Here is a 22100-nt window from a genome sequence, read left to right as displayed (position 1 = left end):
TACGGGTTAATAACACGCGCTATTAACCCGCCATACTTAGTCTGCTAATGTCGGTAAAATCGCGAGCTTTTTAGCATGATTAAACGGACGTAATATATAACGATTATGACGTTTCACAATCGAACGATTAGTCGAACCAAATACCAAGTAGCCATGTGAGAACATTTTATCAATAAATGCTTGATCACCATGACGAATAAAGACTGAAAGTGGACTTTCTAATACGCCATCAGTATCAGAAAAAGCACGATCATAAACTTCAGCACAAATAACCAGTGAATTTTCACCACTTGAGCTTAATTTAAACTTAGGCGTGACGTTACTTTCTGTTTCGATCAACCAGCCTTCGTTATCAAGCTCAGTCAAAATGTCTTCTAAAATAAACTGAGTTAAATTTTTATATTCCAGTTCGCAAATCTGCGTATACACTCGTTCAATTTTCTCAAAACGTAGTTTGAAGTCAGCTTTAGGACCTAAAGTGCGGCTTTCTTGCAACCAAAGATTTAAATCACCCGCTAATATAATATCAAAACGCTTTTCTTTTAACGCAGTGATAATCCAGTTACCCAGAAAGTGTGTTTCAGATACTGGATTTTGTAAACTACGTTTTTGTTCTTGAGCATCAGAAAGCGCCGATAAGCCCTCTCTAACTAACTTCAACATATTAATATTATATGATTTTTCTTGTTCAGACATGTTTGTTCCTAAAAACTTTTAACCAGCAAATAATGCGCTCAGGGGCACATTATTGATACCTGCGTACGATATATATGCACCAAAACCAATTGGTAGGATGACATAAATAAGAGAATAAATGGTAAAACCAAATGGTCGACCTAGTGCTTTAATCATAAAGTCTAAACGCGCTTTTTGATGTTTTGCTTTCGCTCGCGTTAATAAAATATAACTACCATGGCACAACATAAATAGACCTAAGGCCAATGTATAAAAATCCATAAAACTACCTTTAATAAAAACTATAAACAATAAAGAGTGGATACGAACAGAGCAAAAATAAACACAGTGTTCTTTTTTGCTATTAAATTGTGATAACTTCGTGATAATTATAAATCTAATTACCGCTATAGTATATACAACACCTAGTACATACATAACTAGATCAACTCAACGCAGCAGGATGAACCGAGATGAAATATATAATAAAATTATTAGTTATCAGCAGCCTAGTATTCTCATTTAACAGTTTTGCAAAAGCGCCTATTTATACAGGTTATTTTAGCAGTGAAGCGGTAAGTGGCTACGATACCGTTGCTTATTTCACCCAATCAAAAGCAGTTAAAGGTTTAAAAAAATTCAGTTTCGAATATAAAGGTGAAGATTGGTATTTTAGTAACAGCCAACACCTTGCTTTATTCAAACAAGATCCTGAAAAATATGCACCACAATACGGTGGTTATTGTGCCTATGCAGTAGCGAATAATGATACCGCATCTTCAGATCCGACACAGTGGACAATTGAAGACGGTAAGCTTTATTTAAACTACAGCGCCGATATTAAAAACCAATGGTTAGAAAACAAACTAGATTTCATAGAAAAAGCAAACCAAAACTGGCCTAACGTATTAAACTAAAGAATAATAAACTGAGTGATACTATAAAATATAATTAAAAGGACTCTTAATATGCCAACACAAAAACGTATTTACACTGCAGTGAGCTGGATTATCGTTCTATGGATAGCAAAGGTTTTTCTCACATCTATCCCGTATAAGTTTTCTGGCCACCCAGATACAATGCATATTTTCTCTACAATCGGTTCGTGGATGGCAACGACCTTATCTGTCGATTTAGGCTCTTTCTTTGCTCAATACGGTGCTATTGTTGTGGGTAGTGCGGAGTTAGCAACAAGTTTACTATTACTCAGTCCTTTAGTTTTGTTAGTAAAAGATAAAATGTCAGGTCAAAGTAGCGCAATATTACGTTCAAAAATACACGCAGTCGGTGGGTTAGTATCTTCAGGTATTATGGCCGGAGCCGTATTTTTCCACCTGTTTACACCACTGGGAATTGAAGTACTACATGAAGGTAAAAGTGATGGCGGTTCATTATTCATGGCAGCATTTTCAATCTTAATTTTAGGCTTAGTGTTATGCGCTATTAACTTAAAATTAATTAAAGCAGAGTAATCATATGATTATACGTGGATTATTAATATTACATTATCTCGTATTTTGCTTTCGCTTTCTGACTATCCCATGGCGTTACTTTCAGCTTAACGCTCGGTATTTTAATAACACAAAAAAGATATTCTCAAAGCAAGATTTAGATGCCATTACACCTGTTGAATGGCGTTTAAATCAGTATATTGACAACACTGACGTACTGCCTGAACATTATCCTGTATTCGCAAAACCAGAATGGGGACAAAATTCAACAGGCGTCAGCTGTATCCATAATTATGCTGAGCTTAAAGCATTACGAGAAAGCCCTGGTTATCAGGTTCAAAACTATTTAATTCAAGAGGCAGCAACAGGCAGTATTGAATTTGAAGTATTTGTTGTTAAAGATCCTCAACAAGCCAATCAATTTTCGGTCATGTCGATAACGCAGGTCATTAACAGCAGCACTGATAAATTTCCGGTTAATGGTATTTATAATACCGAAACCCAATATCAGGATATTACAGAACAGCTCTCTTCCACAGAGCAACAAGCCTTGTGGCAAGAGTTAAGTCGTATGGGTGACTTTACGATTGCACGATATAGTTTAAAAGCAGATTCATTGGTGGAACTGCTACAACGACAGTTTAAATTAGTCGAGGTTAATCTCTACGTCCCGATGCCTTTAAGTCTATTAAGCTACAACTTGACCCGATTGCAGAAATACCAGTTACTGTATAAAACCACGCATTCTCTTGCTCAATTAGCGCAACAGCTAAACAGCACAAAAGTAACGCAAGGTATATTTTTTAATAAGTTGATCGCCGCCAAACGGGGTCGTCATACAAGGATTTTGAATCAAGATGAAACTAATAAAACAAGTAATCTACAAATGGATCAGTAGCAAATTCATGGGCGGTTGCAGCAATTATAACAGCCTTGAAGTTCGCCGCGGTTGCCGCTCTAAAAAACAAGCTCGTGATAAATTTGCTGAAGGGAATATTCCTCATGCTCAAGGCGCGATCTTTTTTAATCCTTTCACTGCGGTTAAATTTGCGAAAGAACATGGTTTTCCATTAGTCATCAAACCGAATGTAAGTGGTTTCTCTCGTGGTAGCCATTTTCCTATCCGTAATTATAAAGAACTTTGGCGTGCTATCTTTTTTGCTAAATTATGGTGGCCAACAACAGTCGTTGAACAGTACCTACAAGGTAAAAATTATCGCGTCGTAATTACGAAGTCAGGTGTTATCTCTGTTTTACAACGCTACCCTGCATTTGTAAAAGGTGACGGCGTAAACACAATCAGCACCTTGATAAACACAGAAAATAACGTGCGTGAAAAAATGGGATTATACCCGTGTAACAATCCTATTTCACAAGGTAAGCAAACAATTAATTATCTTGCAAAACAAGGTTTAACATTATCTTCGATCCCAGATACTGAACAACAAGTTGAACTGTTTTATCGTATATCCCTAGCACCCGGTGGTGTCGTTGAAACAATACAACGTGATCTTATCCCTGCTTATAATAATGAATTATTTGCAAAGGTATTAGACCTGTTTGATGCCGAAATTTTAGGTATCGATGTGATCATGGAACAAGGTATTGAACATGATGCGCGTGAGCAAAAGTTAATCTTCCTCGAAGTAAACTCGCGCCCTTATCTAAATATGCATAACTTCCCACGTTATGGACAAGCAGATGATCTCTCTGAGCACCTTGGTTTAATTACGGTCTCAACAAATCAACAAGCAGACATATTCTAATGTCTCGCTCCGTACCGACGCTGGCACCTGCCAGCTATTTTACTTTGTTCTCAGCCATTCACAGCTTTGTGATTGGCTTGCTGCCCTTCTATCTTCCCATTCTTATTTGGCTGCAATATCAAACGCTGGCCCCACTCACTGAGTTTATCGCTTGGACTGGTGTTGGTTATATTTTGGCGTTATGGGGATGGCACCATTTATTCATTCGAGGGTACTGGCGCACACTCATTGCTCTCTCTTTCGTTTTAGAGATCAGTCTCATTTATATCGCGTTATTTCATGTCGCCGATACGCACTTAATGATACTGGGTTTGCTGAACGGATTATTTAATTGCAGCTATTGGATGATGCAGCGTGTTCTCTTCAACAGCATCAGTGGCAGTAATAATACCGGTCGATTATTTGGTAATTTACAACTTATATTAGGACTGAGCTTAAAACTGGGGATCTTGTTTGGTGGCTATTTTATGCAAACACAACCTTGGGTTATCTTTACGTTAAGCATAATAGCGGCTCTAGCTTTCTGTGTAATGGCATTTACCTCACTCACAACACAGACATTCGTTTATGAACGCAGTGACCACCAGCAGGCTAAATCTAATATTAGTATTCGAGATAAAATAGTTTTTCTGGTTGATGGGCCTTTTTTATACCTTGAAAGCTACTTATGGGTAGTGAGTATTTTCCATTTAACCAACAGTGATACCAGCCAATTTAGCTTAACGGTAATAGCACTCTCTCTGGCATTAGCATTCATCTTTTATTTCATTAAAAATACTATCGATAAACAATCACAATATCGATTATACCAAGTAGCAACATTACTTTATCTTGGTGGTTGGCTGATGCGTGGTTGGATATCTCCAGATTGGGGCAGTTTTGCAATCGGTTTAGGTTTGCTCAGTATTGCATTTGCGACAGCGTTATTTCGTTTGTATTTTAATAAACGTTTTTACGACAAAGCAAAACAGCAGGCAAATTATCACTATTTAGTCAGCAAGAGTCTTTATTCTCAACTTGGTATTGTCCTCTTTTTTACTGCGTTAACCGTAACGCTTAACCTTACAGTATTCAGCTTAAGCCAAATTTACTGGGGTGTATTACCACTCATTATTGTTTATGTGCTTTACCAACAAACCAGTACACCGGTAAACAACAATGTTTTAAGCTCATAACATATCTCGCATTATAACCGTTCCTGAACTCGCTACAGCAACAGGTGCATAAACAACAAAGCCTTATCACCTTTCAAGGTAATACGGCTTTGATTTAGTTAGCAGCTAATCGCCTTAGCGAGCCATTAATATCTATATCAAACAACTTCGACGTAAGTTTCTCGCTGTGGATACAAAGCGTAAGACTTATGTTGCTTAGATGAACACGGACAACCACAAACATAGTTCATTTTAAGCTGCTTACGCGTCGCAATAAGATGCGTAAAACTGACTGTGTGCGCATCCTCTCTATGCATACAAACAGAGAGATAAGACGGTGACGGTTCATGACTGGCATGGAATCGCGTGAGTGCTACGCTATTTTTATCATCAATGCAGCGCTGATTCGTCAATTCAATAATGCTGTCTTCAACGGGATCAACGTCAGTTAAAATAAGGGGTTCTTTCGCTTCAATATCATCATTACAACCTTCTCCGGAAAACAAAACCTGATGCTGTAATAAAATCGAATTATGGTGATCTTCTCGATAATTTGTCACTTCAGTCAAGGCAACAGATGATGACACCATAGGTGATATCGCCTTTATTGTTGTTAACGCATGACCATCCCAACGTACCGCATAAACATCACCTGTTTGCGCCGTTAAGTGACTTGGAAATACCAACAATGTAAATGCAGCATAACGCTGTAGAGGCAGCTTATTTAGTGCATAACGGATCTTAGTCAACGAGGTATGGCTCACTAATGACTTAACTAATAAACCACGACTGATTAAATCTTTCTCGGGGGGCTTTTCTTGATAATAGTTCAGTAAGCATATCGATAAACCAGATTGATTCATCGCGATCCAACTTCCCCCACCAACAGGGTCTACAGGCATTAAATATTTGATCCCAAGATCATTAAAGTATTTAGGTGAATGCGCTAATGCCCGTCCCTTTTGTTCATCTCGATTAAAGAAAACCTGATAACCATCATTTGCCAACAACCAACTTACTGTACACATGATGAATCATTCCTTAACGCCGTGAGTGTTGCAGGAGCAAACCCCATATTTTTCGGCGTATCAAAATCACAGAATTTAGCAGATACATCCATTAACGCATAATGGTGAATGGCATGCATACTGACAAATATCAACTCACGAATTAATGATGTTTCGACCTGTACGACTAACGTATCAACCACAGACACTTCTGTAGACATGATCACTTTATTATTCATCATATCTGGGTCTAATGTGAGTAGCCAAGTTTTAACTTGTTCTAATTCAGACAAACCAGTCATACGACAAGATTCAACTAACGCACCACGACGACGCATATCATAATCAATCATATCGACATTACTTTTTAGCGCATAATAGAGATCCAATACATGGCGTAAGTGTTCACCAATACTGCTATTAATATAAGGTTTTGCGCACATACAATACTGTTCGTTTGTCATCGAAGTCAGTAAGGCGACACCTTGATCTAACCCCTCTATATTTCCTTTAATTACTTTCCTAAATTGTTCAACTAGATCTATGACCATAATCAGTCCTTTTATTACCGCTTATTTCTAAGTAAAGCATACATCAAATACTAGGTTTGACTTATCACAAAAAAATCACAATTTGAGTGAGAAAGCGTACCATATCATTCTGTTTTTTTGGTATAAATAGGTGAACATTGAAACTAATTGGTAAATTATTACTCATTTAACTAACATTTATGATAAATTAGGGGAAGATAGCAAATACTTTAAATTAATGGGACACTCCATGTTAAATGATTTTTTAAACAAACTAACAGCACAGCCAACTACTATTCAGTTCGATGATGTCATTGCTGTTATTGATGCAAGCTATGATTTCACTCCCACTAAATTTTACAATGGCTACCTAGTAAACGAAGCAACAGAAAATACAGGCTCATGCAAATTATTTGCATTAGGTCGTTTAAACAAATTCACTAAGCAGCAAATGCTAGAATGTTTCGGTGCTTATTACCGTGATGACGTACTAAATAACCCAGATGGTGATGATCATGCCAACATCCGTTATTTCATGCGCACAGGCTGGTCTGGCATTCAATTTGAAACGCTACCACTAAAATTAAAATAATGTGAATTAATACACATTAAGCTGACGCAGAGAAATCCTTACTTTCTCTGCTCATTTTCTCATGTTATATAACAATGAATACCCTATCTTTATTGCTCACCATTTTCTAAATTAACACTCTTTTATCTCACTTAATTCACAATGATTAATCTATCTTACTAACTAAACATAACCCGTTATACTTATAACAACTGCGTTATTTCTCCCCGGTTTAGCAAACTGCTAGCAAGGAGTTGATATGTTTATTCATTTAAATGGTTTTGACTTTGAATTTTCAAAGCAAGTGATCGCCTCTTTCATCAACAGTGATAATTACCAAAAGCAATCATCAGACATTGCAGGAATCCACCTTGCCGATACATATCAGCAAATGCTGCATGCTGGGGTAAATAAAAATGAGTTAATAAACGCGATACTCAACTATCATGTGAGTGCTTTAAATGATGACGGTATTAGTGTTGACGCAATTAAAAAATCGACATATCGCGATATCAATGTCAGTTTTTTAATTGATGTGAAGAGCGACAGTTTTGCTCGCTTTATCAATTTCAATGATAATAAAAAAGAAGATACCGTGAGTATTAACATCCGTAATTTTGATCACCAATTCACACTCACCTATTCGCAATTTATTCAACTTGAAGAATCTTACAAAGACAACTCACAAGAACAGCTACTCTTACTTTTTTTAGACACCTTTAAAACGATTATGGAAACCGCTGATGCAACCTCACAGCAATATAATTATGCAACACTAGTCAGTACTGGATTATTATTATTTGCAGATAAACTCAATCTTCTTGATGCGATCCAATTTCATGAAATTGAATTTGAGCTTAATACCGACCGCTTATTATTAAATCTACCCGCGGGTCTAGATACTTGTTTATTCGAAATCGAATTTAATCGTTATGATTAAAAAAAGACAAGCTAGGCACACATCATCATGTCTCTTTATGAAAATAAATTTTCACTTTTGTAATTTATAACCTTCTAACTTTAAACATCTTTATAGCTTAAGCATCCATATAGCACTGCTGAGGCTGATATTTCATTAAAGATATTACTGAATATGCCGAATATATAGACCTAGCCATAGGGTTGGCAATATTAATTAGTTAGGATGTTTAAACATGAAAATCAGAGATAAATTATTAGGCCTTACTGGTATTTCAGTTAGTGCACTCCTGCTAGTACTTGGCATGTCGTGGGTTGCCAATGAACAAGTGATGAATATTAACCATGCAGCGACCGATGTTAAACAACTCGAAGTCACGCTGCTAAATTTACGCCGTAATGAAAAGGATTTTTTACTACGACGGGATACCAAGTACCTCGATAAGTTTGAAGCTAACTACGCGCTATTTCAAACGGAGTTACGTGAATTAGAAGGCGAGCTCACCAACCTAAATATTAGCGTGCCAAGTGTTGCTACCTTGCCAAGCTCTATGGAAGATTACAACCGTAGCATGATAGCTTTAGTTAACAGTTATCGAGCGCTGGGGCTCAGTACTGAACAAGGATTGCTGAAGCGCCTCAATAATCGCTATAAGCAATTATTACAAACTGCAGACCGACACAACCGCAATCTCTTGATCACGACAGATCTTGCCCAGACAGCTAAAATGTTCGCTTTATTAGGTAAACAAGAATACCACCTTGAATATCAAGCTAAGTTTGAGTTGTATGACCAACAACTCACTCTCGATTTTGGTAGTAGCTATACCAATTTCCGCGCCACGATGACTGAGATCATCAGACAATACGATGTCATTGGTGATACACCAGAACTCGGCCTACGCGGTGAAATGCGAGGGTACTCACATCAAGTTGAGGGCATATTTAAAGAGGTTGGTCAGCAACTTAATATTGAAATAGCCAATCAGCAGCAGCAAACCATGACGCTTATTATGATTGCGGTTATCATCGTCATCGTCGCCTTACTTACGCTATCTTGGTTAATCAGTAACTCTATCCAACGCCGTATACAAAGCCTGAGTAACTTAATGGCCACCATTGCTAAAAGTCATGATTTAACAGCGGTTGCAGATGAACAAGGTAATGATGAACTCTCTTTGATGGCCGGTAACTTTAATTACTTATTAACAAATTTAAGAGAGCTAGTAAGTAACGTTAAAGAAGCGGTTCATGAACTTGGTTCAGCATCAAGTCAATTACAAGATCGCAGTGTTGATTCAGAAACAGCAATGGCTCGTCAGCAAGCCGAAACCGATGCTGTTGCAACAGCGATAACCGAAATGGGTTCGACGATTAGAGAAATTGCAGGCAATACAGAAAGTGCTGCCAGCAATGCGGATAATAGCCATCATGGGGCAAGAGAGGGACTATCAGAAGTGAGTGCAACGAAAGAACGTATTCGTGTTCTATCTGATGACTTATCTAAAACCAGTAGTGAGATAGCTAACTTATCATCACTGTCTGACAACATTGGTTCTGTGCTTGATGTTATTCGCTCAATTGCAGAGCAAACCAACCTACTCGCACTGAATGCAGCCATTGAAGCGGCAAGAGCGGGAGAGCAAGGTCGCGGCTTTGCAGTCGTGGCAGATGAAGTACGCTCACTTGCGTTAAGAACGCGTCAATCAACAGAAGAGATCACCAGTATTATTGCGACCCTACAGGAGCAAACAAGTCAGGTTGTACTTCATATCGGACGCTGTCACGAACAAGGTGAATTAAGTGTTGAGCAAGCAGACAGTGCTGAATCTAAAATTGGTCAAATCATGTCTGATATGCAACTGATTATGGATACCAGTACGCAAATCGCAACAGCTGTTGAGCAACAAACGGTGGTATCAGATGAGATTGGTCGTAACGTGACTTCAATTCGTGATATTACCAGTGAAAATTCACACATCGCCCATGAAAATGCGCAAGCTGCCAGTTCGGTTGCGAGTCAAGCACAAGGCTTAGATAAAGCTATTGCCTTATATATCGTTTAATCATGCTGCCTATGTTTTATTAGCATAGGTGACATAATCAATTGCGTAGATACAAAAAGACCGAAGTCATCGCTTCGGTCTTTTTTTATTTATATCAACCACAGGAATAAACTAATTATATCGTAATAAACTATCAGCCCACTTAACACCACCAGTTACATCTGTTACACCTTGAGCCATTTTTCCATTTTCACCATCAATAAAAAGATAAGGTGTTTCTGTCAAATCAACACCATCAAGATAATAAAAATGGCAATAAGAGTGATATGTCCCTGCTTGATGAATAAATACTTTATAATTTTCAGTTTGTGATTTTGAAAAAAATGTTGAATTAATATCAGATTGATTTGAACTGCCTGTTGTCTCTGTCCAACTGTATTTCATATAGGGTAACTGACCTGCATCTAATAACGAGTTAAACATTTCAAAACATTGATTCGCATTCGATACTTTTCGACTTGATTTTAGTGCAGGGTAACAACTCCCTGAATAGCCTGATCGGATTCCATCTATTTCAAATTTTTCTTTACCATCACCAAGAGGTTCTTCGATATCGCCACCACGAACTATGCACCCAGAACGATATAGATTAATGCTATCATGAACTGAAGCAAGTATTTCACTTCCCGTTACCGTTGCCGCATCATCACGTAAATTGATAAATTTAGGTATGGCAACCGCAGCTAGAATACCCAGCACTATAATAACAATGACCAATTCTATCAGGGTGAACCCCTGCGATTTTAGTTTATTTAACTTGATGATAACGCTTTACTCACTCTCGATAATATGAAATAAAATATCTACATTTAATACATATTGTTGCATTTTATTTACATAAATAAAATAGGAAAACTACGTGTTTTCTTTTATCGCTTTTTGCATCGCTAGCCAGTTTTCTACCACAGGATGCAATGCTTTATCATCACTACTATCAATAACAGAGCCATTAAGCGCAGAATCAGCCGTTAATAATGAAAGTGGTGTCACCGCCTTTCCTGATTTCAACGCAATTTCTTTAACGAGCCCAATCGCCACCAACTTATCACCACAAAAAAACAGATGCTGATAATAAAAATATTTTTCATCCCAACTCAAAATTTCAGTGGTCATCGTAAATGCTTGAAATGGGCGTATCGGTTTTAGATAAACAAAATCTTGGGCGGCAATCATACGTAAACCATAACGGCCAGATAATGCAAGTCGAGAAGAATGCCAAATACCGAAGCGACCTAACTCCATAAAACTAAAGACACGATAATTAGGTAAATGATCACGCCAACCGAGATCATGTAACCATACTCTAAAACCATCACTGCGCTTATTAACAAGTGCCACTGCATCCTGCTTACGGGCACTAAAAATGATAATGAGCATTCTAAAGAATAAATTCATGTTACTCCCTTCCATAAAATAAATAGAAGTAACATACTGACCTCGCTTCATTAAATGTAAAGTAGATGTAACGATAAAGTTGTTTTTACTATCCTTTTTATGCATAAACCCTACTTGAGTCTAATAAGTACGGGTTATATATGCGGTTAAAGTGATACACGTTAAGCCAGTGTCATCGATATACCGAGAACAATAAAAAGCATTCCACAGCACTGGTTAAACACTTGGCCACTGTGCATTAACTTAGGTCTAATATAATGAGCAATACGTGCAACACCGTATTCAGCTAAGAATTCAACACAAATAAAGGTCATCGCAATCACCACAAACTGTGGTAATAAAGGTTTCTGTGGTTCGATAAATTGCGCTAAAAAAGCCGTAAAAAATAGCAGCACTTTAGGGTTTGATAATGCAGCAAAAAAACCTTGGCGGAATAAGTTAGCTGGGCTCTGCATTTTACAGTCTCCAAGCTCGGTCAATTCAATAGCGGGTGCATAACATAATTTAACCCCAAGCCAGACTAAATAAGCCGCACCAATCCATTGCAGCGCAGTCATCGCATTAGGCTGCGCTTGCAGTACCGCCCCTAAGCCAAACATCGCAATGGCAATTAAAATTAAAAAACCCATGACGCCACCACAAATGGTAAACAGTGTTCGTTTATGTCCATAACGTGCACCATGACTCAACGCCAATAAAGAATTAGGCCCAGGCACCATGGCTAAACCAGCCGCTGCAACTAAAAATACTAACCAAAGATTAAACGCCATCATATTGTCCAAAGTAACTATAATTGCACCTAGTATAAAATCGGTCACAAAATACATTAGGTAAAATTAAGACGTAATATGGTAATATTTAGACAAAGTCATGATTGAGCCTACTATGATTAATTCAGCTGAAGTACGTTTCTTACTATTACCATTACCCGAATTTAACATGTTACCGTTAGGTGGTTTTTTGGACAAATTGCGCTTTTCAGCAGATGAGGCCGATCATAGCCAACAACGGCATTGCTCATGGAAAGTGGTTGGATTAGAAAAAAATCATGTCACATCAAGTAGTGGTATTCCAATTGCCATACGGCATACTCCAGCAGATATTAATTTATGCAATTATGATTATGTCGTCATTTTTGGTTGTCGCACTGCACGCCAGTCACAACAACAAGCGCAATATTACGGAGCCTTCTTAAAACAAGCAGCCGCACTCGGTCTTACACTCGTTAGCATTGATAACGCCTGTTTCACACTTGCTGAGTTAGGTTTGTTAAACGACTATAAAGTCGCAGTTCATTGGCGTCATGTGAATGAGTTTAACACTGCTTACCCACGCTTAGATGTCATCGAAGAAAAGTTATACTATATAGATAAAAAGCGGATTAGCTGCTCAGGAGGCAGCGCGGCAATTGACTTAGCCGTTGCGATACTCAGTCGACATCTTGGTCAAACATGGGCAATAAAAGGGCTTGCAGATATGCTCGTGGATGAAAACCGAGATCAGTTACATCAATTGAAATCTCGCCAGCAAACAATACATCATGATCGCCATATCAGCCGCAGTATTGCATTAATGCAAGAACGAATAGCAACAGATACATCAACAGAGCAGCTAGCCGCTCACATCGGATTAAGTCGTCGACAACTAGATAGACGTTTTAAATTACATTTTAAGATGTCTGCGCATCAATACTGGAATGAAATCCGCCTACAACATTTACATTGGCGTTTACTTAATTCTAATCATTGCTTAGCCAGTCTTGCAGACGAAGTTGGATTTAAAGACACGAGTTATTTGTGCAAAGTATTTCGACAACGATTTAATATTTCACCAGGTCAACTACGTCGAGACGCCGATAACAAACGTAATTTAAAACGTAATTTAAAAACCAGTTAATCCTATATAAGCGATACCGCAGCACCTTAAAATTAATACTTAAGTAGTACTAGCGGTACTTATACCCTAAGAGGTAGGATAAATCAGTTTCATATATTGCAATCAATATCCAAAAAAGGCATATTGAAAAGACATTAATCATAATAGTTCACTAAAAATGCAGCTTGTTGAATCAAACAAACGAATTTATATTTCAATATCCATCTATATTTTATCGATTGTTAGCTTAGCCACTTATAGTTATTTCCAAGAAAAAAACCATATTTATACCGAATTAGATCTAAAATTAAAAACAGCTGCTTTGGCCATTTCTTCATTATTACCAGCAAACTTTCATCACAATGATATGGTCGCCAACGACAAGATTGCTAAACTGGATGCTGTAAATCGTAGTTTATTAACCAGCTATGCCAACAATGTAGGTATTACAAATTTATATACACTTATTTTACGTGATAACCAGCTTCTCTTTACTTCCACCAGTGAAGGTGAAGATACAGATAATGACAAAACATCACCTGAATTCTTAGCCATTTATGATGATGCAAGTGCTGATTTATACGATCTTTTTTCTCAATCACAACCTCTATTAATCGAATACCAAGATAAATGGGGTCGCTTCCGCAGTATTTTTATTCCGCTACATGCCGAAGATGGCAGCATTTACATTGTCGCAGCAGATATCAGTATTGATACGATTTCTTTTCAGCTTAATCAGCATTTCAACAAGACAATGTTAATCTCTACCATTTTCATGTTTAGTGTTTTTCTGCTGTTTCTAATGCAAACCGTCAGCTATCGTCAACAAGTCAAAAATTTACGCGACAAAGTGGCACAACGAACCGCAGAATTGATACAAAGTGAAGCAAAACTAAACTCTATTTTTGAACATTCACCCGTCGGTATTTTTCATTATGATAAGCAAGGCGTGTTATTAAAAACGAATCGCCATTTTGAGCATATTATCGGGGCAAATAAAAATGGGTTAATTGGCTTTAACATGCTGAAAAAGGTCCAAAACGACAACCTTTCCAAAGCCATAAAGTCATCATTAAAAGGACAAGTAAGTACCTTTGAAGGAGAGTATATTTCCGTATCACACCGCAAAAAATCTTATTTAGAAGTCGATTTGGTGCCGCTTTATTCCAGCACCGGCGAAATCGATGGCGGGGTTGGTGTATGTGACGATATAACCTTACAACAAAAAAACACATCTAATTTACAAAAATTATCACGTGTTGTTGAGTGCAGCTTAGACGGTATTATCATCACGAATACCAAAGGTATTATTGAATATGTTAATCCTCGATTTACGAATATCACAGGCTACTCGTCTAAAGAGTCCGTCGGTAAAAAAGCCAATTTTTTCAGCTCTCCCGAAACCACAGATACAACTTATACCGACCTATGGCACAGTATCTCAAATGGCTATGAATGGTCTAACGAAGTTAAAAATCAGCGTAAAAATGGTGAATTATATTGGGCTAAAGTCACTATCATTCCAATGACCAATGCGACCGGTAAAGTCACTCACTTTATTGGTATTCAAGTTGATATTACCGAATCTCGAATAATCTCAAAACAAATAGCCTATCAAGCAAAGCACGACATGTTGACGGGACTGATTAACCGTTATGAATTTGAGCATCAACTGACAGATGCAGTATGCAGCGCACAAGGTAGTCAACTCACCCATGTATTGTGTTTCTTAGACTTAGATCAGTTTAAAATAATTAATGATACTTGCGGTCATGCAGCGGGTGACGAATTATTGCGCCAAGTTGCAGGCTTAATCGATGAAAACATGAAACCAAACGATATATTGGCGCGATTAGGTGGTGATGAATTTGCGATATTAATGCGTAATACCCAACTTACAGACGCAGTGGTCGCTGCCAATAAAATATTAGAACGAATTAAGACATTCCAATTCATATGGAAAAAGAATTGTTTTAGCATTGGCGTCAGTATTGGCGTGGCAGAAATCAGTCGTCATTCAGGTAACACGAGCGAAGTGCTTATTCATGCCGATTTAGCCTGTTATGCCGCAAAAGATTTAGGCCGAAACCGAGTACATACTTACCACGATAACGATGAACTACTCACGATACGCGATGGTGAATTTCGCTGGGTTAACGAAATTAAAGAAGCACTGAATGAAGACCGGTTTGAGCTTTACGCACAGCCGATTCTCGCCTTATCTAATCCTGATCATAAGTTTATTTTTGAAGTGCTATTACGTATGCAGGATAAGAATGGTCAGCTAATTGCTCCAGGGATCTTTTTACCGATTGCCGAGCGCTATAATTTATCACAGCCCATTGACCGTTGGGTGTTCGAGCGGACACTTACTTGGATGCAAACAAACAGTAAGCAACTCACAATGTTTGATCATATCAGCATTAATCTATCCGGTGCCTCACTGGGTGATGATGAATTGCTACAGCACATCATGTATAGAATCACCCAAGCAAACGTATTACCAAAACAGATCATGTTTGAAATAACAGAAACAGCCGCAATTAGTAACCTTGCTAACGCAACAGTGTTTATTAATACCTTAAGTGAATTTGGCTGCCAATTTGCATTGGATGATTTTGGTAGTGGCTTATCTTCATTTGCCTATCTAAAAAATCTACCAGTAAACACCTTAAAAATTGATGGCATCTTCATTAAAGATATCTTAACGAACCCAATTGATGCCGCTATGGTTAAATCTATTAATGAAATAGGTCACCTAATGAAGTTGAAAACAGTTGCCGAATTTGTAGAGAATGACGCGATAAAGCAAGAGTTAGAGTCGATTGGTGTCGATTATGCGCAAGGTTACGGAATTGGAAAACCCCAACCCATTAATAACATGTTGAACTTACATAAACAGGTATTAAGTACACAATACAATAATTAATGTTTCCTGTATTTCACTTCAATATTCTTCTATTTATAGCTAAATATATTTCAATACCTGATCTTATTTAGCTATTTTTTGATTAATTCATAATCACTACATTCTGCCCCTAAAGGCTTATAACGAGCGCCAGATCACACAATTCAATCATCCTATCCAACACGCCTGCTCACCGTTAAAATATATTTGACAGATTAAACTATATTTTATAACTTGCATTCCAAGGTAAGATTTATAGTACTTAGTAGGTATTAAAATAGAGAAGCGCTAAATAATAATATTGCGATGCGCTTGTTCGCCTTTACGGTGAAGCACGGAAGAACGATGACTATAACTCTTTGTAGATTTATTATTTTTACAGGAGATATCCAGAGTGGATACGTTAACAGCAAATATTTCGACTTCAAATACAACAAAAAAATCAAGTTCAAGCTGGACCAAAAGTGACATTGTTTGGGTACTTGGTTTATACGGTACCGCCGTTGGTGCTGGTACACTGTTTCTGCCAATTACCGCTGGTGTAGGTGGTTTAATTCCTTTATTAGTCATGGCTGTACTCGCCTTGCCAATGACATTCTTTGCTCACCGCGGCATGACTCGCTTTGTGTTATCAAGTGCGAACCCTGGTGCAGATATTACCGAAGTGGTTGAAGAACACTTTGGCGCAGGCATGGGTAAACTCATCACCCTATTATACTTCTTTGCAATCTATCCAATTCTACTTGTTTACAGTGTTGCTCTTACAAATACAGTGCAAGACTTCATGCTAAACCAATTACATATTCAGCCACCACCACGTGCGATTTTAGCATTAGCACTTATCCTTGGTTTAATTGCGATTGTGCGTTTAGGCGAACAATTAATTATCAAAGCAATGAGTGTCTTAGTATTCCCGTTTGTAGCAGTATTATTAATGCTTGCTTGCTACCTTATCCCTTATTGGAATACCGCTATTTTTGAACAAGTTGTACCTGCCGATGGTGGTATGAGTTCAATTATGATGGCTATTTGGTTGATTTTACCTGTGATGGTTTTCTCTTTTAATCACTCACCTGTTATATCTTCATTCGCTGTTGCAAAGAAAAATGAATATGGTGATGACGCAGAGAAAAAATGCTCACGTATCTTATTGTGTGCACATGTAATGATGGTTGCAACGGTGATGTTCTTTGTATTCAGTTGTGTGTTAAGCCTATCACCAGCCAACCTTGCAGAAGCAAAAGAAATGAACGTGTCTATTTTAACGTATCTCGCTAACCATTTTGATACACCAGTGATTGCGTATGCAGCGCCAATCGTAGCTATCATTGCTATCACTAAATCTTTCTTAGGTCATTATATTGGTGCGAGTGAAGGCTTAAATGGACTTGTTGTTAAAACTGCACGTAGCCGTGGTAAAGAAGTAAGTAAGAAAACGTTAAACAGCTTCACTACCGTATTCATGCTGGTAACTGCATGGGCTGTTGCAACAATTAATCCAAATATCTTACATATGATTGAAAGCTTAGGCGGTCCAATTATTGCGTTATTACTTTTTATCATGCCTATGTATGCTATTCATAAAGTACCTGCTATGCGTCAGTACTCAGGTGCCCTAAGCAATGTATTTATTACATTAATTGGTGTTATTTCTATCTCTGCTATCTTCTACTCATTAGTGCAATAGTCACCCATTGATTAATGAATAGTTTTATATTCATACACTAAATAATCGAAGACAATAAAAAAGACGAACTCAATGTTCGTCTTTTTTATATATAGTCGTGTTATTGTCTCGTTCGTATTATTCGAAATACAAACTAAACGACACCCCAATATTATCCCAACTAATTGCTTTATCTTGCTCTTTCATCCACACGTAAGATAAACCCAACGCCATTGATTGATCAATGAAGTATTTACCACCGATGGTAAAAGACGTGGTATCAAGATAGTCATACGTATAATCGCTACTGCTAAAACCACGGTTAACATTAAAATCTGCTTCAAACTTCTCATTCGAAGATAGCTTGATACCTGCAATGACACTCGGATAAAAATTAGATTCAGGTGCTCGTTCATTGCCATTTTCCCATGACTTAATTGAGCTCTGAATGAGGTTAGCCCCCGCATAAAACTCAGTCATGTGGCCAATGTTTGTAGACGTCATCAACCCTGCGCCAAGGATCTTAGCTTTAGCTTTTACATTAGGGCTTAGAGCGATGTCATCAGTGTGATGATAAAAACCCGTAACATAAAAATCTTCCGTTAACGCTCGTTCTACATTTATAGCCCAATGCTTCGCTCGATAACTTAGCTGCGCATTATTATGACCAAACGGTTCGGCCATGAGTGTTGGTGCAACAATGAATAACGGTATGCTTGCAAGCGTTGACACTTTAAACATGTATTTTTCCCTATAAACTAATTAGATACGACGTTGATAACGGAACTGTATCTATAATAAAACCGTATCTCTTATAAAAACATATCGGCAAGATACCAAAATAAATAAGTACTATTTTGATTCAACTGGTAATAACAAGGCTTCTAGTTGCGTCAACGAGGTTACTTCATAGCTTGGCTTAATGCCTTTAGGTAACGCTGCGTTTTCACTATTAAGCCAACACGTATCAAAACCTGCATTCATTCCACCCAAAATATCAGAATGTGGATTATCACCCACCATCAATATATGTTCACGCTGAATTTCGCCCATGTGAGAAAGAGCATGTTCAAATATAGCAACATCAGGTTTAGCAATACCGACTTGCTCTGAGATAACAAGTGGTGAAAATACGTCTTTCAAACCGGTTTTTTCTAAGCGTACACGCTGTAATTCAGTAAAACCATTAGTGATAATACCCATATTTACTTTTCCGGTTAACGCCGTAATCAAGGATTTAGCACCCGGAAGTAAACTGCATATATCAGCCATTGCAGTCATAAACGCACTGTTTAACGTTTGCGTTGTCACCTTCAATTTATTGGCCCATGATTCAAAACGTTTATTTTGTAATTGCGTTGCAGTAATACGACCATCTTGATAATCGACCCATAAAGGTAAATTTACCTTTTGATAATGGCTAAAATCATCTCGACTAAAATCAACACCAAAACGAGAAAACATTAGTTCCAATCCTTTAAATGCATCAAAATGAAATAAGGTTTCATCTGCATCAAATAAGATCCATTGATACTTCATGTTATTTTCTCTCCTGCGGATTACCGCTACAATAAATAAAATCGGTGAGATTAAAACACAAACAGTCAGTAAAACATCATGTTATCTTAATCATTAAGGGGTGGTATAATAGCGGAAAAATGAGACGTAGCTAAACAATAAATAAAAATAATTAACAATAAACAAAAATAAACTTGCTACTTATAAATCTGACTGCTAGTATCCACTCAGATTTATTTAATAACAATCCTCGAAATAAACATCAGCGATTAAGCCTTACCTAGAAAACTTCCGTAAGCCAGATTAAAGAATCCAACATACAAAGCTAAATTATTGAACAACGAAATACAGCAAATGTTGCGTGCTGTAAACACTTCTTACTCAATCAACTATTTATAAAATAAAGATAGTTAGATTTCAGAATATTATCGTTATACGGTAATGAAGCTTATTACAAATAATGCGATAGCCTTAAGCTACGCCTATATAGTGAGTTTTATTATGACTATTATTTTTAATGGTACACAGATCCAAGTTAAACAACCGGTACACTCGATTTCAGTTCACAAGAACCGAGTAGCATTTACTGATTCACAAGGTGAGAAAACAGCTCAACTTGCAACAGTAACTGAACGCCGTAACTTTATTGATATGCTAGTAAATAGCTAATTTACAGCTGCTAACATAATCAATACTAATTCCCGATATTAACTAATATCGGGATATTATCCCCCCTCTTCACAATACCTAATCCTTCTATCTTCTATCTTCTATCTTCTATCTTCTATTAAATCGACATATCTAACTCTATTACAACATCAAATAACAATATCATTCGTATACGGCGAACTCTAAGATCTATTCATTGCTCATTAAGTGCGATTTGAATTAATTTGAGTGGATTGGTGGATTAGTGGATTAGTGGATTAGTGGATTAGTGGATATAAATTTTAGACAAAAAAAAGCCAGGTTGTTAGCCTGACTTACATATATGGGAAAAGAAGGTCGAACGAAACACTCACTTCTATCTTCACAGTATTTTTCTTACATTGACTTACTTTCTTCACTTACTAACTTCCTTACACTTACACTTTCTTTTTCACTTACACGCATCTGTCACATACGTTATTCGTCTTCATTTACACTTACTTTCACTAACACGCATCTTTCACATGCGTTATTCGTCTTCATTTACACTTACTTTCACTAACACGCATCTTTCACATGCGTTATTCGTCTTCACTTACACTTACTTTCACTAACACGCATCTTTCACATGCGTTATTCGTCTTCACTTACACTTACTTTCACTAACACGCATCTTTCACATGCGTTATTCGTCTTCACTTACACTTACTTTCACTAACACGCATCTTTCACATGCGTTATTCGTCTTCATTTACACTTACTTTCACTAACACGCATCTTTCACATACGTTATTCGTCTTCATTTACACTTACTTTCACTAACATTTATTCACTTACTCGTATCTGTCACATACGTTATTCGTCTTCATTACGTTTTCACTTACACTTCATACTGCAAAGGTAATTGGAATAAGAATCCCGCCGACCTAATTACTAATATAGTACACCTTCGTTTATTTGTGCAGTCATGAACTAAAATAAATTATATATATTTAACAATATCCACATCCTAACTATATTTAGGTCGCTTTTTCAGTTCATCTTTGACACATTAAATATTTGACACTATTCTAAATTTTCTTACTTGATAGCAATTAGTTGCAATAAACATCAAGTTGGAGCTAAACATAGTAAGGAGTATGTATGCCTCAAGCTATCTTTTCGACGAATCCAGTAGCCCAACTTGGCCGCGCATTTATAGCGCTACTCCAAGGCTTTGGTAAAGCGGCATTATTCCTATTACATGCTGTCGTACATATGTTTTCTCGCCCGTGGCAATGGAAAAGAGTCATTGAACAACTCTACTTCATTGGTGCAAAATCTATTGTCGTTATTTGTGTGACAGGCCTATTTACCGGGATGGTACTTGGACTACAAGGCTATTACACCCTCTCTCAATTTGGTTCTACTGGACTACTTGGTTCTGCCGTAGCGCTGACACTCATTCGAGAGTTAGGCCCCGTGTTAACCGCGATCATGATTATAGGCCGTGCGGGATCAGCAATGACCGCAGAGATTGGCATTATGCGTATTTCAGAACAAATTGATGCGCTTAAAACAATGACAATTAATCCAATTCGCTTTTTAATCAGCCCCCGAATCATTGCCGCACTCATTAGTTTTCCATTATTAACAGCCATTTTCGATACTGTCGGCATCTTTGGGGGTTACCTTACAGGTTCTCAATTATTAGGCATCAACCCTACTATTTATTTTTACCGTGTAGAAAGCAGCGTCAGCATGGCTGATGTCATGGAAGGATTTATTAAATCATTATTTTTCGCTATTACGGTGATCACCGTGTGCTGCTATCACGGTTATTACACACATACTCGCCGCAATAACTTCGGAGCCAAAGGCGTTGGCTTATCAACAACAACAGCTGTCGTGCAAGCAAGTATCCTCGTTCTTGTTATTGATTATGTTTTAACGTCTTTTTTATTATAGGAGCC

The 22100-nt window shown here is 37.4% G+C and carries 22 protein-coding genes; 13 read left to right on the top strand and 9 right to left on the bottom strand.

What is annotated here, in order from left to right; all coding sequences use genetic code 11:
- Positions 1–36 precede the first annotated feature (36 nt).
- Positions 37–696 (bottom strand): DUF2913 family protein, encoded by a 660-nt coding sequence (locus HWV00_RS05025; protein WP_211685045.1) that lies wholly within the window; start codon positions 694–696, stop codon positions 37–39.
- Between the two features lie 18 nt (positions 697–714).
- On the bottom strand, positions 715–957 hold the full coding sequence (locus tag HWV00_RS05020; protein ID WP_211685044.1) for a hypothetical protein: 243 nt from the start codon (positions 955–957) through the stop codon (positions 715–717).
- 191 nt (positions 958–1148) lie between these two features.
- Here HWV00_RS05020 and HWV00_RS05015 point away from each other — a divergent pair, with 191 nt between their 5' ends.
- Genes HWV00_RS05015 through HWV00_RS04995 form a run of 5 tightly spaced genes read left to right on the top strand, consistent with a single transcriptional unit; the run spans position 1149 to position 5067 of the window.
- Positions 1149–1592, top strand: a complete 444-nt coding sequence (locus tag HWV00_RS05015; RefSeq protein ID WP_211685043.1) for a YHS domain-containing (seleno)protein — start codon at positions 1149–1151, stop codon at positions 1590–1592.
- A gap of 51 nt (positions 1593–1643) precedes the next feature.
- On the top strand, positions 1644–2147 hold the full coding sequence (locus HWV00_RS05010) for a hypothetical protein (RefSeq protein WP_211685042.1): 504 nt from the start codon (positions 1644–1646) through the stop codon (positions 2145–2147).
- 4 nt (positions 2148–2151) lie between these two features.
- Complete coding sequence (locus HWV00_RS05005) at positions 2152–3024, top strand: hypothetical protein (protein ID WP_211685041.1); 873 nt, start codon at positions 2152–2154, stop codon at positions 3022–3024.
- Positions 2984–3892, top strand: coding sequence for a cyanophycin synthetase (locus HWV00_RS05000; protein WP_211685040.1), 909 nt, complete (start codon positions 2984–2986; stop codon positions 3890–3892). The genes HWV00_RS05005 and HWV00_RS05000 overlap by 41 nt, the downstream gene beginning before the upstream one ends.
- The gene (locus HWV00_RS04995; RefSeq protein WP_211685039.1) at positions 3892–5067 is read left to right on the top strand and encodes a hypothetical protein; all 1176 of its coding nucleotides are present in this window, start codon (positions 3892–3894) and stop codon (positions 5065–5067) included. The genes HWV00_RS05000 and HWV00_RS04995 overlap by 1 nt, the downstream gene beginning before the upstream one ends.
- Before the next feature lie 137 nt (positions 5068–5204).
- On the opposite strand, the gene HWV00_RS04990 is transcribed toward HWV00_RS04995, so the two are convergent.
- Both HWV00_RS04990 and HWV00_RS04985 read right to left on the bottom strand, forming a co-directional pair.
- Complete coding sequence (locus tag HWV00_RS04990) at positions 5205–6074, bottom strand: NRDE family protein (RefSeq protein WP_211685038.1); 870 nt, start codon at positions 6072–6074, stop codon at positions 5205–5207.
- Positions 6062–6604 carry a hypothetical protein gene (locus HWV00_RS04985; protein WP_211685037.1) on the bottom strand — a complete coding sequence of 181 codons (543 nt, stop codon included), beginning with the start codon at positions 6602–6604 and terminating at the stop codon, positions 6062–6064. Before HWV00_RS04985 ends, HWV00_RS04990 begins: the two co-directional genes overlap by 13 nt.
- 229 nt (positions 6605–6833) lie before the next feature.
- On the opposite strand from HWV00_RS04985, the gene HWV00_RS04980 reads away from it, so the two are divergent.
- The 3 genes from HWV00_RS04980 (at position 6834) to HWV00_RS04970 (ending at position 10138) form a co-directional block, all read left to right on the top strand.
- Entirely contained in the window at positions 6834–7175 is a 342-nt protein-coding gene (locus HWV00_RS04980; RefSeq protein WP_211685036.1) for a HopJ type III effector protein, read from the top strand.
- Between the two features lie 238 nt (positions 7176–7413).
- Positions 7414–8094: a hypothetical protein gene (locus HWV00_RS04975; protein WP_211685035.1), complete on the top strand. Its 681-nt coding sequence runs from the start codon at positions 7414–7416 to the stop codon at positions 8092–8094.
- Between the two features lie 214 nt (positions 8095–8308).
- Complete coding sequence (locus HWV00_RS04970; protein ID WP_211685034.1) at positions 8309–10138, top strand: methyl-accepting chemotaxis protein; 1830 nt, start codon at positions 8309–8311, stop codon at positions 10136–10138.
- 111 nt (positions 10139–10249) lie between these two features.
- On the opposite strand, the gene HWV00_RS21560 is transcribed toward HWV00_RS04970, so the two are convergent.
- From HWV00_RS21560 to HWV00_RS04955, 3 genes are all read right to left on the bottom strand, one after another.
- Positions 10250–10855: a type II secretion system protein gene (locus HWV00_RS21560; protein WP_304610854.1), complete on the bottom strand. Its 606-nt coding sequence runs from the start codon at positions 10853–10855 to the stop codon at positions 10250–10252.
- Positions 10856–10993: 138 nt separating this feature from the next.
- Positions 10994–11533: an acyl-CoA thioesterase gene (locus HWV00_RS04960; protein WP_211685033.1), complete on the bottom strand. Its 540-nt coding sequence runs from the start codon at positions 11531–11533 to the stop codon at positions 10994–10996.
- A gap of 161 nt (positions 11534–11694) precedes the next feature.
- Entirely contained in the window at positions 11695–12306 is a 612-nt protein-coding gene (locus HWV00_RS04955) for a LysE family translocator (protein ID WP_255554916.1), read from the bottom strand.
- Positions 12307–12418: 112 nt separating this feature from the next.
- On the opposite strand from HWV00_RS04955, the gene HWV00_RS04950 reads away from it, so the two are divergent.
- The 3 genes from HWV00_RS04950 (at position 12419) to HWV00_RS04940 (ending at position 18003) form a co-directional block, all read left to right on the top strand.
- Entirely contained in the window at positions 12419–13429 is a 1011-nt protein-coding gene (locus HWV00_RS04950; RefSeq protein ID WP_370630487.1) for a GlxA family transcriptional regulator, read from the top strand.
- A 157-nt stretch (positions 13430–13586) separates the two neighbouring features.
- Positions 13587–16337, top strand: a complete 2751-nt coding sequence (locus tag HWV00_RS04945; RefSeq protein ID WP_211685032.1) for an EAL domain-containing protein — start codon at positions 13587–13589, stop codon at positions 16335–16337.
- A 373-nt stretch (positions 16338–16710) separates the two neighbouring features.
- Complete coding sequence (locus HWV00_RS04940; RefSeq protein ID WP_211685031.1) at positions 16711–18003, top strand: serine/threonine transporter; 1293 nt, start codon at positions 16711–16713, stop codon at positions 18001–18003.
- A gap of 117 nt (positions 18004–18120) precedes the next feature.
- Here the strand turns inward: HWV00_RS04940 and HWV00_RS04935 are convergent, their stop codons facing one another.
- The gene (locus HWV00_RS04935; protein ID WP_211685030.1) at positions 18121–18723 is read right to left on the bottom strand and encodes a hypothetical protein; all 603 of its coding nucleotides are present in this window, start codon (positions 18721–18723) and stop codon (positions 18121–18123) included.
- Positions 18724–18834: 111 nt separating this feature from the next.
- Entirely contained in the window at positions 18835–19521 is a 687-nt protein-coding gene (yjjG, locus tag HWV00_RS04930; protein WP_211685029.1) for a pyrimidine 5'-nucleotidase, read from the bottom strand.
- 480 nt (positions 19522–20001) lie between these two features.
- Here yjjG and HWV00_RS04925 point away from each other — a divergent pair, with 480 nt between their 5' ends.
- Together HWV00_RS04925 and HWV00_RS04920 are read left to right on the top strand one after the other, a co-directional pair.
- Positions 20002–20169: a hypothetical protein gene (locus tag HWV00_RS04925; protein ID WP_211685028.1), complete on the top strand. Its 168-nt coding sequence runs from the start codon at positions 20002–20004 to the stop codon at positions 20167–20169.
- A gap of 1122 nt (positions 20170–21291) precedes the next feature.
- Positions 21292–22095 (top strand): ABC transporter permease, encoded by an 804-nt coding sequence (locus HWV00_RS04920; protein WP_211685027.1) that lies wholly within the window; start codon positions 21292–21294, stop codon positions 22093–22095.
- The last annotated feature ends 5 nt before the right edge of the window (positions 22096–22100 follow it).

The organism is Moritella sp. 24, from assembly GCF_018219155.1.
Classification (GTDB): Bacteria; Pseudomonadota; Gammaproteobacteria; order Enterobacterales; family Moritellaceae; genus Moritella.
The sequence above is the reverse complement of the archived record's forward strand: the minus strand, read 5'-3'. Positions and strand labels throughout refer to the sequence as shown.